Here is a 14,138-nt window from a genome sequence, read left to right as displayed (position 1 = left end):
CGAGTAACAGAAAGGACCGAATGATGACGAACCCTTTTGAGGACGAAGACGCCAACTATCTTGTTCTGAAGAACGAGGAGGGCCAGTTCTCGCTTTGGCCCACATTCGTCGACGTGCCGAACGGGTGGGAGTCGGTCTTCGGAGAGGCGGCGCGTCAGGAGTGCCTCGACTTCATCGAGAAGACCTGGACCGACATGCGCCCCAAGAGCTTGATAGATGCCATGAACGCCGGCTGAGCAGGGTCGGGGACGGCGTGACGGAGATCGCTGTGGCGGAGGAGACGGTGGCATAGGCATCGCGCACGGCGCCGCCGTACCCTGACGGCGTCGGCGCGTACCCGCACCCCGGGACGCGACCCTCTCACCCCAGGAGCAACGCCTCATGCTGCGCACCATGTTCAAGTCCAAGATCCACCGCGCCACGGTCACCCAGGCCGACCTGCACTACGTCGGATCCGTGACCATCGACGCCGATCTTCTCGACGCCGCCGATCTGCTGCCGGGCGAGCTGGTCCACATCGTCGACATCGACAACGGCGCACGCCTGGAGACGTATGTCATCGAGGGGGAGCGCGGGTCCGGTGTCATCGGTATCAACGGGGCGGCGGCGCACCTCGTGCACCCCGGGGAACTGGTGATCATCATCAGTTACGCTCAGGTCTCCGACGCCGAGGCCCGGTCGCTGAGGCCGCGGGTCGTGCACGTGGACGCCGGGAACCGGATCGTGGCCCTCGGCGCGGATCCGTCCGAGCCGGTGCCGGGCTCGGATCAGGAACGCAGTCCCCAGGCCGTCCCGGCCTGACCGCCATCCGCACCCGCCTCGGCACCCGCATCCGCATCCGCAAGGAGAGACCATGAGCGAGACCGCGATCCGCGACGACCGGGCGGCCGGCCGTCTGGAGGCGTACGCCGGTGACGAAGTAGTCGGCCACATCGAGTACTTCGTCCTCGAAAGCCCGGGTCGCGCGCTCGTCCCGGTCCACACGATCGTGGAGCCCGCCCATGAGGGCAAGGGCATCGCGGGCTCCCTCGCCCGCGAGCTGTACGCCATGTCGGCCCGCGAGGGAGTCCCGGTCGCCCCGCTCTGCCCGTACGTCGTCAAATGGGCGGCCCGCCACCCCGACGAGGCCCCGGCGGCCGACCCCGAGCTGCTGAGCGCGGCGATGGCATGGCTGGACGCCCACCCGGGCCGGTTCTGATGGGGCCCCTGGCCCTGCTGCACACCTCGCCCGTCCATGTCCCCGTGTTCGACGCGCTCCGCGACGAGGACCACCCGGCCCTGGAACTACGGCACTTCGTGTCCGAGGAACTCCTGGAACGGGCCCGGGCGGAAGGACCGGAGGCGGTGGCCGACGAGGTACGCGCGATGCTGGACCGGGCCGTCGCCGACGGGGCGGTGGCGGTCCTCTGTACCTGCTCCACCATCGGCGCGGTCGCCGAGGCCGCCTGCCCCGGTGTGCCCGTGCTCCGGGTGGACCGTCCGATGGCGGCCGCCGCGGTGGCGGCCGGCCCGCGCGTCGTCGTGCTCGCCACGGTCGAGAGCACCCTGGGCCCGACGGTGGCTCTCGTCGAGGAGGAGGCCGCCCGCGCGGGATCCCCGGCCGCCGTACGCACCCTGCTGGCGGCCGACGCCTGGGACCGCTTCGCGGCGGGCGACCTCGACGCCTACGCCCGTGCCGTCGCGTCCGCCGCCGACAGCGTCACGGACGCCGACGCGATCGTCCTCGCCCAGGCCTCGATGACCCCGGCCCAGCACCTCACCACGACCGCCGTACCGGTGCTGTCCAGCCCGCGCCCCGGCCTGGCGGCGGGAGCGGCCGCGGCGGGCATGGCCGGCGCGGCCGTCGGGGCGTAGGCCCACCTGGTCCCGCGTTCGTCCCGCGACGGGGTGAGTGGGCGCGCGGGGCACGGGTACGCGTGGGAGAAGTCCAGGGCCGAGACACCGACTGGCTGGAGGACGCCATGACGCACCCGTACCCCGACCCCGTGAAGCCGGGCCCCACACCGGGCCCGGGCCCCGACCACCCCCAACCCTTTCCGGAACCGGACCCGGTCCCGTCCCCCAAACCCCACCCGGTCCCAGAACCGTCCCCGTCCCCTCTCCCTCAGCCCCCCGATCCATCCCCGGCCCCACCCCCGGAGCCCCAGCCGGGCCCACTGGGCTGACACGCCACAAAAGATCGGGTGGCCCGGTGCGGAGAATCCGCACCGGGCCACCCGATCTTCAGGGGCGCGGGGCCGTTACATCGTGCGGCTCCGCCGCGTGGGCGCGACAAGCCCCCACGCACCCGCACTCCGAGAACCGCCCCCTGCGCGGAGCGCCTAGCCGGCCACCTCGGACCGGTCCCCACCCCACAACGTGTGGAACGACCCCTCCCGATCGGTCCGCCGATAAGTGTGCGCACCGAAAAAGTCCCGCTGCCCCTGAGTGAGCGCCGCAGGCAACCGCTCCGCACGCAACGCGTCGTAGTACGCCAGCGCCGCCGCGAACCCGGGCGTCGGCACCCCCTGCTGCACGGCGGAGACGAGCACTGCCCGCCAGTCGTCCTGCGCGGCCGCGATCTCATGGGCGAACGTCTCGTCGGCCAGCAGGCTCGGCAGATCGGCGCGCGTGTCGTACGCGGCGCGGATCCGGTCGAGGAAGGCCGCCCGGATGATGCACCCACCGCGCCAGATCGCGGAGACCGCGCCCAGGTCGACGTTCCAGTCGTACTCGGCGCTGCCGGCCGCGATCTCGTGGAAGCCCTGCGTGTAGGACACGATCTTCGACGCGTACAGCGCCTGCTCCACCTGGTCGGCGAAGGCCGCGGCCTCGGCCTCGCTCAGCGCCGTGGCCTTGGGCCCGGCCAGCCCCCGCGAGGCCTCACGCAGCTCGGTGTGACCCGACAGGGACCGCGCGAAGACGGCCTCGGCGATACCCGACACGGGAACACCCAGGTCGAGGGCGATCTGCACGGTCCACCGCCCCGTGCCCTTCTGCTCCGCCTGGTCCTGCACCACGTCCACGAAGGCCTTGCCCGTCGCCGCGTCCACGTGCGACAGGACCTCGGCGGTGATCTCGATCAGGTAGGAGTCGAGCCGCCCGGTGTTCCAGGTGCGGAAGATGTCCGCGATCTGCGCGGGGGAGTAGCCCGCCACGTCACGCAGCAGCTGGTACGCCTCGCCGATCAGCTGCATGTCGGCGTACTCGATGCCGTTGTGCACCATCTTCACGAAGTGTCCGGCGCCGTCGGGGCCGACGTGCGTGACACACGGGGCGCCGTCGGCGGCCTTCGCGGAGATCTTCTCCAGCATCGGGCCGAGCGACTCGTACGACTCCACCGGGCCGCCGGGCATGATACTCGGACCGTGCAGCGCGCCCTCCTCGCCGCCGGAGATGCCCGCGCCGACGAAGTGGATGCCCTGCTCGCGCAGGTCGCGCTCCCGGCGCCGGGTGTCCGCGAAGTGGGCGTTGCCACCGTCGATGATCATGTCGCCGGGCTCCAGGAGCGGGGCGAACTCCTGGATCACCGCGTCGGTCGGCTCGCCGGCCTTCACCATGATCACAAGGCGGCGCGGGCGTTCCAGCGCGGCCACGAACTCCTTGGCGGTCTCCGTCGCGACAAAGGTGCCCTCGCTGCCGAACTCCTCCACCAGCGCGTGCGTACGCGCCGCCGTCCGGTTGTGCAGGGCGACCGCGTATCCGTTGCGCGCGAAGTTACGGGCGAGATTGCGCCCCATGACCGCGAGTCCCGTGACGCCGATCTGGGCTGAAGTGCTCATACGGTTGGCTCCTAGAGGTGCTGAATCGGTAGTGCCGGTCATGCCTGCCAGTTTGCCCCACCGACCATCCTGACTTGCAGGTTCGCCGACCGCACATCCTGACTTTCCGACGGTGTGTACGCAGCGGAGCCGCCCCCGCCTCAGTGCCTCGCCGAACTTCGCTGTCACATCTGCCCCGGGCATACGTGCCGGCGATCGTGAACGAGCGGCGATTCCTGGTCACTTGGCGGGATAGGGCGGCCGATTGCCCTCTTGTCATGGCCTGTTAGGAGCGTTTACTTTTGCCGCTCCTGACGCTTGTCGAGGGGGCACCTTCATGGCCGTACGCGGCCGGCACCGCCGGTATCAGCCGAACAGGATCAACCGCGCCTCACTCACCGTCACGGTGGGCGGTGCCGGGATGGCGATACCGCTCATCGGTACCGGCGTCGCGAACGCGGCAGACGTGGACACCTGGAACAAGGTGGCCGCCTGCGAGTCCACCAACAACTGGCAGATCAACACCGGCAACGGCTACTACGGCGGGCTGCAGTTCAGCCAGTCCACCTGGGAGGCGTACGGCGGCAGGGCCTACGCGGCACGCGCCGACCTCGCCACCAAGGACCAGCAGATAGCCGTCGCCGAGAAGGTCCTCAAGGGCCAGGGCCCCGGCGCCTGGCCGACCTGCTCGGTACGGGCGGGCCTCACCCGCGGCGGTGACACGCCCGACATCAACCCCTCGGGCAAGTCCGCCCAGACGCCCAAGCGCACCGTCCGCGACGTACAGCCGCAGACCACGCCCCAGTCGCAGGCCGGCACCGCCGAGATGTACACCGTCGTCCGCGGCGACACGCTCTCGGGCATCGCGGGCACACGCGAGGTCCCGGGCGGCTGGCGGCAGTTGTACGACGCCAACCGCAGGACGGTCGGCGCCGACCCGGACATGATCATCCCCGGTCAGCGGCTGAACCTGAAGGCGAAGGCGTCGCCGGGCGCGGGGGCCGCCTCCACCTCCGACACGTCGGAGAAGACGGAGAAGAAGCCGAAGGAGAAGGCCAAGGCCAAGGCAAGGGTCGAGGAGAAGTCGGAGAAGAGGACCCAGTCGACCACGCGCGGCCTCACCGCCCCGGTGAGCGCCGGTACGGGAACGCCGTACCACGCCGCGGGTTCCTCCTGGTCGAAGGGCTACCACACGGGCGTCGACTTCCCGGTGCCCACCGGTACGTCCGTCAAGTCGGTCGGCGCGGGCAGCGTGGTGACCGCGGGCTGGGGCGGTTCCTTCGGCTACCAGGTGGTCATCCGGCACGGCGACGGCCGCTACACCCAGTACGCCCATCTGTCGGCGATCTCCGTGAAGGCCGGGCAGAGCGTGGTGAGCGGCCAGCGCATCGGCCGCTCCGGTTCCACGGGCAACAGCACGGGCCCGCATCTGCACTTCGAGGTGCGGACGGGGCCCGGGTTCGGCAGCGACGTCGATCCGGTCGCCTACCTGCGCGCCGGTGGCGTCACGATTTGACGCTGGAGCGGATCACGACCGGGGCGGGGAGCAACGGCAGGAAGGGAAGGCCGTAGTAGCCGCCGTTGGGCCAGGACGGTTGTTCGTCGATGCCCTCGATGTCGTCCGGCGTGTCGCCGGGCGGCGGGGGCCCGTTGGACCCGGGCGGCGGCAGGAGCGCGTCCTGCCGCGCCGAGGCGGAGGCGAACATCCCGACGTGGGCGAGCGTCTCCTCCCGGGTGCGCGCCTCGTCCCGTACCCCCGCCGAGACCACCATCCGCTCCGCCGGGACAAGCTGCTCCGGTAGTGCACGGTCGGGCGGAACGGCGGCGGTCTCCTCGATGAGGCTCGGCTCGGCGGCCGGGCCCGGCTCGGTCCTGACGGCCGCGTCCGTCATCGCTCCGGCCACTGCCACTGCGGGCACAAGTGCGGGTGCGGGCACGGACACCGGCGCCGTACGCTCCGAATCGCCGATGCGCTCCGTGGTGAGCAGGATCAGACCGCCGGCGGCGACGACCCCGCAGCCCAGCGCGAGGGCGGTGCCCGTCTCGCCGTAGCGGAACGTCTCGCCGAACATCGTGAGACCGACCGCGGCCGCGACTATCGGGTTGATGACCGTCAGCGTGGCCAGCGGTGCGGCGAGGCCGGCGCCCCGGTAGGAGGCCTGCGACAGGAGCATTCCGGCGGTCGCCAGGACACCGATCACGGCGAGGCTCGGCACGTCGGCGAGCGACACACCGCCGGTCCAGTCGACCGCGACCGTCTTCGTGAACACCGACGACATACCGAAGGCGACACCCGCGGCGGTCGCGAGGAGCACGCTGCGCACGGCCGGGTGCCGGTGCACGGCGCGGGCGGCCATCATCAGGGCCACCACGGCACCGCCGGTGACCAGGGCCACCACCACACGCTGGGTGCTGTTCAGGGACTGCGAATCGGCCGTGCCGACCAGGGCGAGCAGACCGGCCAGGCCGACCGTCGCCATGATCGCGCCGCGCCACGCCGTCGCCCCGGCCCTGCGGCGTACGAAGAGGGCAGCCATCGGCAGCGCGAAGACGATGGTCAGCGCGCCCAGCGGCTGGACCAGGCTGAGCGGTCCGTAGGCGAGCGCCACGACGTGCAGGAGCCCGCCGAGGGCGTTGAGGCCGACCGCGATCCACCAGGCCAGCTGGTGCATGGGTGCGTACGTCGTGCCGGGCGTGTTCGCCGCGACCCGTTCCTGCACGATCGCCCCGCCGGCGTACGCGACGGCGGAGACGAGAGAGAGCAGCACAGACAGCACGAGTGCGTTCATGTGTCGCTCCTCCTCTGCGTGTGACGGACGTTCTCCCGAAGGCGGGGAGTCCGGTGCGACGATCGGTCGGCTTCCATGGTTAATACGATCCCTTTTGAAAGCGCCCGTGTCGTCGTACCTGAGCAGTCATTGGGTCCTACTGCCGATGGAGTACGTCTTGGGCCTAGTCCTCCCCAGGTCGGGTGACACCGGGTACAACCCCCCTAGTGGCTCCGTTATGCCCCCTTGGTGTACTTGGTCTTCGTGAACCTCGATCCGGATCTGAATCGACTCGCCTCTCTCGAAGGTTTCTTCGCCCTGCGCACGGGACGGCCGTCGCTGCCGACCCTCGCGGAGGCGTATGAGACACGAAGCGTCACCGTCGAGTCGGATCCGCTCACTTTCCGTGTCCGCAAGGTCGTACGGCTGCTGGGCGCCCCCGAGACGCGTATCGGGGTCTCGGTGGCGCAGCAGGGACTCGCCGCCCGGCTGTGGTCGGTGGCCCTGGGCGCGGCGGTCCTCTACGGAGAGATTCCCGACCTCGACCCCCGGCTGCTGCACTGGGACGCGGACGGCAGCGCGCCCGACGACCTGTGGCTGGCCGAGACACGCCCCCTGCCCGGCGACGCGGCCACCGTCCGGCGGGTCGTACAGGACGGTCATCTCGAACCCCTCGCCGCGGCGCTGCGGGCCCGGCAGCCCGTCTCCGCGGGGCTCTTGTGGGGCAACGCGGCCTCCGCGCTCGCGGGCGCCGCACGCGAACTCGACCGCTGGGCCCGCGCGGGCGGCCGCCCGGAGGTCGGCGAGAGGGCCCGCTCACTCGCAGCCGAACTCTTCGACCACCCCGACCTGCGGGACACCGGCACCCTGAACGGCACGGCGTTCCGGCGGCGCAGCTGCTGCCTCTACTACCGGGTACCCGGCGGCGGAGTGTGCGGCGACTGCTGCTTCGTACGCCCTCCCGGCCGCCTCTGAGCACGGTGGTGCCGCGACTCCGGGCACCGTGGCGGCGAGCCGCGAGGCATGCGTTCCCTCGCGCTCTTCCCCAAGGGCCACTTCTGGGTGACCATGTGGGAACCAGCCGCTGAGACAGGGGGTTCCGGGTGCGTGTGGGACTGCTTTCCCGGGAGTACCCGCCGGATGTGTACGGCGGTGCGGGGGTTCACGTCGAGTTCCTCGCCCGGGAGTTGAGGCCCCTCACCGAGCTGGACGTGCACTGCTGGGGCGAGGGCGCCGCGGGCGGAGTCGTACGCCACCGGCCCTGGCCCACGCTCGACGGCGCGAACGACGCGCTGCGCACCTTCTCCGTCGACCTCTCCATCACCGCCGCCCTCGAAGGCCGCGAGCTCGTCCACTCGCACACCTGGTACGCCAACCTCGCGGGTCACATGGCGAAGCTGCTGTACGGCATCCCGCACGTCATGACCGCGCACTCCCTTGAGCCCCTGCGCCCCTGGAAGGCCGAGCAGCTCGGCGGCGGCTACGCCCTCTCCAGCTGGGCCGAGCGCAGCGCCATCGAGTCCGCCGACGCCGTGATCGCCGTCTCCACGGCCATGCGCGAGGACATCCTCGGCTGCTACCCGTCCCTGGACCCGGCGAAGGTGCGCGTCGTGCACAACGGCATCGACACCTCCCTCTACCGGCCGGACCACGGCACGGACGTGATCGACCGCATCGGCCTCGACCCCGGCCGCCCGTACGTCCTGTTCGTCGGACGCATCACCCGCCAGAAGGGCGTGCCCCATCTGCTGCGCGCGGTACGGGACATCGACCCGGCCGCCCAGGTCGTCCTCTGTGCGGGAGCCCCCGACACACCGGAGATCGACCAGGAGTTCCGCGACCTCTTCCAGGAGCTCAGCAGCGTCCGCGAGGGCGTGCACTGGATCCCGCAGATGCTGCCGCGTGCGGACGTGATCCAACTCCTCACGCACGCCGCCGTGTTCGTCTGCCCCTCGGTGTACGAGCCCCTGGGCATCGTCAACCTGGAGGCGATGGCCTGCGGAACAGCCGTCGTGGCCTCGCGGGTGGGCGGGATTCCCGAGGTCGTCGCGGACGGCGAGACCGGGCTGCTGGTGTCCGTCGAGGACGATTTCGAGACGCAGCTGGCCCGTGCCCTCGACTCGCTGCTCGCCGATCCGCAGGCCGCCCGGCGCATGGGCGAGGCGGGGCGGGAACGGGCGGTGCGGGAGTTCGGCTGGGACGCGGTGGCCCGGCGGACCGTCCAGCTGTACAAGGAAATCCTCAAACAGGGGTAGCCCGCGGGCGCGGATCGCCCGTCCACGGGGGTAGTCCTCTGGCAGGTGTAGTTCAAGAACGTGGCCCGAACCGGGCGGTAGAGGGGCGGCGGCATGCGACGCGGTGGACCTTCGGTACTGGGAATCGTCCTGGCGGGCGGCGAGGGCAAGAGGCTGATGCCCCTGACCGCCGACCGGGCGAAACCCGCGGTGACTTTCGGCGGAACGTACCGCCTCGTGGACTTCGTACTCTCCAACCTCGTCAACGCCGACATCCTGCGCATCTGCGTCCTGACGCAGTACAAGTCGCACTCGCTCGACCGGCACATCACCACGACCTGGCGGATGTCCAGCCTGCTCGGCAACTACGTGACGCCGGTCCCGGCCCAGCAGCGGCTCGGCCCGCGCTGGTACCTGGGCAGCGCCGACGCGCTTCTGCAGTCGCTGAACCTCGTGCACGACGAACAGCCCGACTACATAGCGGTGTTCGGCGCCGACCACGTCTACCGCATGGACCCGCGGCAGATGCTGACCCAGCACATCGACAGCGGCGCCGGAGTGACCGTCGCGGGCATCCGCGTGCCCCGGACCGAGTCCTCGGCCTTCGGTGTCATCTCTCCCGGGACGGACGGCCAGAGCGTCCGGGGCTTCCTGGAGAAGCCCGCCGACCCGCCGGGCCTCCCGGACGACCCGGAGTGCGTCTTCGCGTCCATGGGCAACTACATCTTCACCACCAAGACCCTGGTGGAGGCGCTGCACCGGGACGCCGAGGACGAGAACTCCGTGCACGACATGGGTGGTTCGATCCTGCCGACGCTCACCGACCGCGGTGAAGCCCAGCTGTACGACTTCAGCCAGAACCACGTGCCCGGTGAGACGGTCCGTGACCAGGGTTACTGGCGGGACGTCGGAACCCTCGACGCGTACTACGACGCCCACATGGACCTCATCGCCGAGCGGCCCGCCTTCAACCTCTACAACCGCAGCTGGCCCATCTACACCCACTCCGGCCAGCTGTCGCCGGCCCGCTTCAACGCCGGCGGCATGGCGAGCGAGTCCATCATCAGCGCGGGCTGCCTGATCCGCGGCCAGGTCACCCGGTCGGTCCTCTCGCCGGGTGTCGTCATCGATCCGGGCGCGGTCGTCCAGGGCTCGGTGCTGCACGACAACGTGCACGTGGGGCGGGGTGCGGTCGTGCGCGGCGCGGTCCTCGACAAGAACGTACAGGTGCCCCCGGGGGCGACGATCGGCGTCAACCCGGAGCGGGACCAGGAGCTCTACACGGTCTCCAAGGGCGGCGTGATCGGGCTCGGGAAGGGCCAGCACGTGTCGTAGCGGCCGGGCGCGTTGGGCTGCCGGGGTGGCAATGGCGCGGCCCACCCCGGCAGGTCCGGGGTGACGGGCGGGCCGAGCGGTCTTATAAGTACGACCGCACGGTGATCGAGCCCGACACGGAGGACCTGCGTATGAGATGGACCGGACGCCCGCGCCCGCGTACGGCGGCGGTGATCGCTGCCGCCCTGCTCGGGCTGGGCGGCGGGCTCACCGCTCCCGCCGTCCGGGCCGCCGAGCCGGGGGAGGGCCGCCTCACCGAGCTGGTCAACCCGTTCATCGGCACCCAGAACGAGGGCAACACCTTCCCGGGCGCCGCCGTGCCCTTCGGCATGGTCCAGCTGTCCCCGGACACCGGGCACAACACCGGCTACGACTACTCGCAGCGCCACATCCGCGGCTTCTCCCTCGTCCACCTGTCCGGTGTCGGCTGTCGCCTCGGCGGGGATCTGCCGGTCCTGCCGACCACGGGTGACGTCACACAGACCGACTACGCGAAGTACGCCGCCGAGTTCGGCCACGACTCGGAGAGGGCGAGCCCCGGCCACTACAAGGTCGGCCTGAAGAGCGGCATCGACGCCGAGCTGACGGCCACCGCGCGCACGGGTGTGCAGCGCTACACCTTTCCGGCCACGGACAAGGCGAACGTCCTCCTGAACGCCGGCCAGTCGCTGCACAAGACCGTCTCGACGACGATCGAGATCCTGGACGACCGCACCGTGCGCAGCACGATCACCGGCAGCGGCTTCTGCCGGGCCACCGGGCCGTACACCGTGCACACCCTCACCCGCTTCGACCGGCCGTTCACCACGTCAGGCACCTGGCAGGGCGACACGGTCACCGAGGGCTCGACGCGCTCGGCCGGCACGGGCCGCAACGGCGCGTACCTGCGCTTCGACACCACGAGGGACCGCACGGTCGAGGCGACCACGGCCCTGTCGTACGTGGACGCGCGCGGTGCGGCCGTGAACCTCCGCTCCGAAGGCGGCCGTTCCTTCGACAGTGTCCGGGACTCGGCGCGGCGGGCCTGGGAGGACCGGCTCGACGACGTACGGGTGCGAGGCGGCGAGGAGACGCTGCGGCGCACCTTCTACTCCTCTCTCTACCGGTCCTTCCTCGCCCCGAACATCGGCAGTGACGCGGACGGCCGCTACACCGGCTGGGACAGGAAGATCCACAGGGAGAAGGGCTTCACCTACTACCAGAACTGGTCGCTGTGGGACACATACCGCACCCAGGCACAGCTCCTCGCCCTGCTCGCGCCGCGTGAGTCGCGTGACATGGCGCTCTCCGTCCTGAAGATCGACGAGGAGGGCGGCTGGCTGCCCAAGTGGGGCTACGGGACGATCGAGACCAACATCATGACCGGCGACCCGGTCACCCCGTTCCTCACCAACGCCTACCAGCAGGGCCTGCTGGACGGGCACGAGGAGCGGACCTACCGGGCGCTGAAGAAGAACGCCGACGGGGTGCCGCCAGCCGATTCGCCCGCGCTGGGACGGGAGGGCAACAAGGAGTACATCGCCGACGGATTCGTGCCCCGCCTCAAGGGGCGCCCGCACGCCAAGCCCGGCGACTCGGACTACGACCACGGGGCGTCCGCGACGCTGGAGTACGCCCTGTCCGACGCGATGCTCGCCCAGATGGCACGGGACCTCGGGCACGAGGCGGACGCCGAGCGGTACGCCGCCCGCGCCCAGAACTACCGCCGGATCTTCGACCCCTCGACCGGCTTCTTCCGGGCCCGGGACGCCTCGGGCGCCTTCACGGGCGCGGCCGATCCGGCCCGGACCGAGGGATTCCACGAGGGCACGTCCTGGCAGTACCAGTGGCTCGTTCCGCAGGACCTGCCCGGGATGATCGACCTGATCGGCGGCAGAAAGGCCGCGAACGACCGGCTCGACGCGTTCTTCGCCTACGACCGGCTGATGCAGGACCCCGCGAAGACGGCCCGCGAGGTGTGGGTCAACGGGCCGTACGCCTACTACAACGCCGACAAGTACAACCCCCAGAACGAGCCCGACCTGATCGCCCCCTACACCTATCTGTCGACCGGCACGCCCTGGAAGACCACCGACGTGGTGCACGCCGCGCTGACCCTCTTCACGGACGCGCCGACCGGCATGACCGGAAACGACGACCTGGGGACCATGTCCGCCTGGCACGTCCTGTCGGCCATCGGGATCTTCCCGGTGCAGCCCGGATTCGACACCTGGGGCCTGTCCACACCGGTCTTCGAACGGGTCGACCTGGCCCTCGACCGCCGCTACCACCCGCTCGGCGCGCTGACCGTGACGGCGGGACCGGACGTCTCCGACGGACGCCGGTACATCCGGTCCGTACGCGGTGACGGGGCCGCGCACGACCGTACGTACCTGACGACCGACGAGCTGCACGGCATCCGCGAGCTCGCCTTCACGGTGGGCGGGAAGCCGTCCGGCTGGGGCACGACCCCGGACGCCGCGCCGCCCGTACTGAAGTGACATCGCCCACTCAGCCGACCCCATAGGCCACACGAGTCCCGCCACCGCCATCGGTGGCGGGACTTAATCTGCTGTTAACTGAGCGTAGCTTGATCGTACTTGACCGTAATCGCCTGCCCAGGATTGACTGCTGGCTCACCCGTCGTCGACGCGAGAGCCGACCCCTTGACCTCTGACCTTCTCGCACCACTCGACCTGGCGTTCTGGAACATCGAGTCCGCGGAGCACCCGATGCACCTCGGGGCCCTCGGGATCTTCGCGGCCAACTCGCCCGCCGCGGCCGCGCACGCGGCCGACCTCCTCGCGGCCCGCGCGGTCGGCGTCCCCGGACTGCGGATGCGGATCCGCGACATCTGGCAGCCGCTCGACCTGCGGCAGCCGCTGGCCTTCGCCTTCGGCGGCGCGGCCCGCGAACCCGCGACCGACTTCGAACCCTTCGACCACATCCGGCTGCACGCGCCCGTCGCGGACTTCCACGCCGCCGCGGGCGCCATCATGCAACGCCCCCTGGAGCGCGGAAAGCCCCCGTGGGAAGCCCATGTCGTGCCCGGCGTGGACGGCACCTCGTTCGCCGTGCTCTTCAAGTTCCACCACGCCCTGGCCGACGGACTGCGGGCACTGACGCTCGCCGCGGCGCTCATGGACCCCATGGACATGCCGACGCCCCGCCCCCGCCCCAAGGAGGCCTCGCGCGGCTTACTCCCCGACGTGCGCAAGCTGCCCGGACTCGTCCGCGGCACGCTCTCCGACGTGGGCCGGGCCCTCGACATCGGCGCCTCCGTGGCCCGCGCCACCTGGGGCGTACGCTCCTCCTCCGCCCTGGTCTCCGAGCCGACCGGCACCCGCCGCGTCGCGGGCGTGAACGTGGACCTCGACGAGATCCACAAGATCCGCAAGAGCGTCGGCGGCACCGTGAACGACGTGCTGATCGCCGTCGTCGCAGGCGCCCTGCGCCGCTGGCTGGACGAGCGCGGCGACGGCAGCGAGGGTGTGGCGCCCCGGGCCCTGATCCCCGTCTCGCGGCGCCGCCCGCGCACCGCCCACCCGCAGGGCAACCGGCTCTCCGGCTACTTGATACGGCTTCCCGTCGACGACCCGGACCCGCTCGGACGGCTCGACACGGTCCGAAGGGCGATGGACCGCAACAAGGACGCCGGCCCCAACCGCGGTGCGGGCGCCGTCGCGCTGCTCGCCGACCATGTGCCGGCGCTCGGCCACCGGCTCGGCGGACCCGTCGTCGGCCAGGCCGCCCGGCTGCTCTTCGACATCCTGGTCACCAGCGTGCCGCTGCCCAGCCTCGGCATGAAGCTCGGCGGCTGCCCGCTCACCGAGGTCTACCCCCTCGCGCCGCTGGCCCGCGGCCAGTCCCTCGCGGTCGCGGTCTCCACCTTCCGCGGACGCGTCCACTACGGGCTCGTCGCCGACGCGGAGGCCGTACCCGACCTCGACCGGTTCGCCAAGGCGCTCACCGCCGAGGTGGAGGAACTGCTCGCCGCCTGCATGCCCTGAGGCGCCGATTCCGGGTCCCGTGGACCGCCCGCCACGGGCCCGGAAGAGACCGGTGATCATCTCGGGTTTGGT

The 14,138-nt window shown here is 71.1% G+C and carries 11 protein-coding genes and 2 pseudogenes; 11 read left to right on the top strand and 2 right to left on the bottom strand.

Going from position 1 to position 14,138, the window contains the following annotated elements; all coding sequences use genetic code 11:
- Nucleotides 1–23: 23 nt before the first annotated feature.
- The 4 genes from ACFWXQ_RS03345 to ACFWXQ_RS03330 all read left to right on the top strand — a co-directional run bounded on the left by ACFWXQ_RS03345 (nt 24) and on the right by ACFWXQ_RS03330 (nt 1,854).
- Entirely contained in the window at nt 24–236 is a 213-nt protein-coding gene (locus ACFWXQ_RS03345; protein ID WP_383939808.1) for an MbtH family protein, read from the top strand.
- A gap of 145 nt (nt 237–381) precedes the next feature.
- Entirely contained in the window at nt 382–801 is a 420-nt protein-coding gene (gene panD, locus ACFWXQ_RS03340; protein ID WP_383939796.1) for an aspartate 1-decarboxylase, read from the top strand.
- Nucleotides 767–1,198 (top strand): GNAT family N-acetyltransferase, encoded by a 432-nt coding sequence (locus ACFWXQ_RS03335; protein WP_383939811.1) that lies wholly within the window; start codon nt 767–769, stop codon nt 1,196–1,198. Before panD ends, ACFWXQ_RS03335 begins: the two co-directional genes overlap by 35 nt.
- Nucleotides 1,168–1,854: an aspartate/glutamate racemase family protein gene (locus tag ACFWXQ_RS03330; RefSeq protein WP_383939798.1), complete on the top strand. Its 687-nt coding sequence runs from the start codon at nt 1,168–1,170 to the stop codon at nt 1,852–1,854. The genes ACFWXQ_RS03335 and ACFWXQ_RS03330 overlap by 31 nt, the downstream gene beginning before the upstream one ends.
- Nucleotides 1,855–2,321: 467 nt before the next feature.
- On the opposite strand, the gene gndA is transcribed toward ACFWXQ_RS03330, so the two are convergent.
- The gene (gene gndA / locus ACFWXQ_RS03325) at nt 2,322–3,761 is read right to left on the bottom strand and encodes an NADP-dependent phosphogluconate dehydrogenase (RefSeq protein WP_383954531.1); all 1,440 of its coding nucleotides are present in this window, start codon (nt 3,759–3,761) and stop codon (nt 2,322–2,324) included.
- Between the two features lie 316 nt (nt 3,762–4,077).
- Between gndA and ACFWXQ_RS03320 the strand changes: the two are divergent.
- Nucleotides 4,078–4,368, top strand: a pseudogene (locus ACFWXQ_RS03320) (transglycosylase family protein); the annotation flags it as partial.
- 150 nt (nt 4,369–4,518) lie between these two features.
- Nucleotides 4,519–5,256 (top strand): annotated as a pseudogene (locus tag ACFWXQ_RS03315) (peptidoglycan DD-metalloendopeptidase family protein); the annotation flags it as partial.
- Here ACFWXQ_RS03315 and ACFWXQ_RS03310 read toward each other — a convergent pair.
- Complete coding sequence (locus ACFWXQ_RS03310; RefSeq protein ID WP_383954533.1) at nt 5,246–6,529, bottom strand: DMT family transporter; 1,284 nt, start codon at nt 6,527–6,529, stop codon at nt 5,246–5,248. The pseudogene ACFWXQ_RS03315 and the gene ACFWXQ_RS03310 overlap by 11 nt on opposite strands.
- Nucleotides 6,530–6,754: 225 nt before the next feature.
- On the opposite strand from ACFWXQ_RS03310, the gene ACFWXQ_RS03305 reads away from it, so the two are divergent.
- The 5 genes from ACFWXQ_RS03305 (at nt 6,755) to ACFWXQ_RS03285 (ending at nt 14,066) form a co-directional block, all read left to right on the top strand.
- Nucleotides 6,755–7,483: a (2Fe-2S)-binding protein gene (locus ACFWXQ_RS03305; protein WP_383954535.1), complete on the top strand. Its 729-nt coding sequence runs from the start codon at nt 6,755–6,757 to the stop codon at nt 7,481–7,483.
- Between the two features lie 128 nt (nt 7,484–7,611).
- Nucleotides 7,612–8,763, top strand: coding sequence for a glycogen synthase (gene glgA, locus ACFWXQ_RS03300; RefSeq protein WP_383954537.1), 1,152 nt, complete (start codon nt 7,612–7,614; stop codon nt 8,761–8,763).
- Nucleotides 8,764–8,856: 93 nt separating this feature from the next.
- Nucleotides 8,857–10,077 carry a glucose-1-phosphate adenylyltransferase gene (gene glgC / locus ACFWXQ_RS03295; RefSeq protein WP_383954539.1) on the top strand — a complete coding sequence of 407 codons (1,221 nt, stop codon included), beginning with the start codon at nt 8,857–8,859 and terminating at the stop codon, nt 10,075–10,077.
- A 131-nt stretch (nt 10,078–10,208) separates the two neighbouring features.
- Nucleotides 10,209–12,557, top strand: coding sequence for a GH92 family glycosyl hydrolase (locus ACFWXQ_RS03290; protein WP_383954541.1), 2,349 nt, complete (start codon nt 10,209–10,211; stop codon nt 12,555–12,557).
- Nucleotides 12,558–12,722: 165 nt separating this feature from the next.
- On the top strand, nt 12,723–14,066 hold the full coding sequence (locus ACFWXQ_RS03285; RefSeq protein ID WP_383948940.1) for a wax ester/triacylglycerol synthase family O-acyltransferase: 1,344 nt from the start codon (nt 12,723–12,725) through the stop codon (nt 14,064–14,066).
- Nucleotides 14,067–14,138: the final 72 nt, after the last annotated feature.

The organism is Streptomyces sp. NPDC058697, assembly GCF_042715345.1.
In the GTDB taxonomy this organism is placed as follows: Bacteria; Actinomycetota; Actinomycetes; order Streptomycetales; family Streptomycetaceae; genus Streptomyces; species Streptomyces liliifuscus.
The sequence above is the reverse complement of the archived record's forward strand: the minus strand, read 5'-3'. Positions and strand labels throughout refer to the sequence as shown.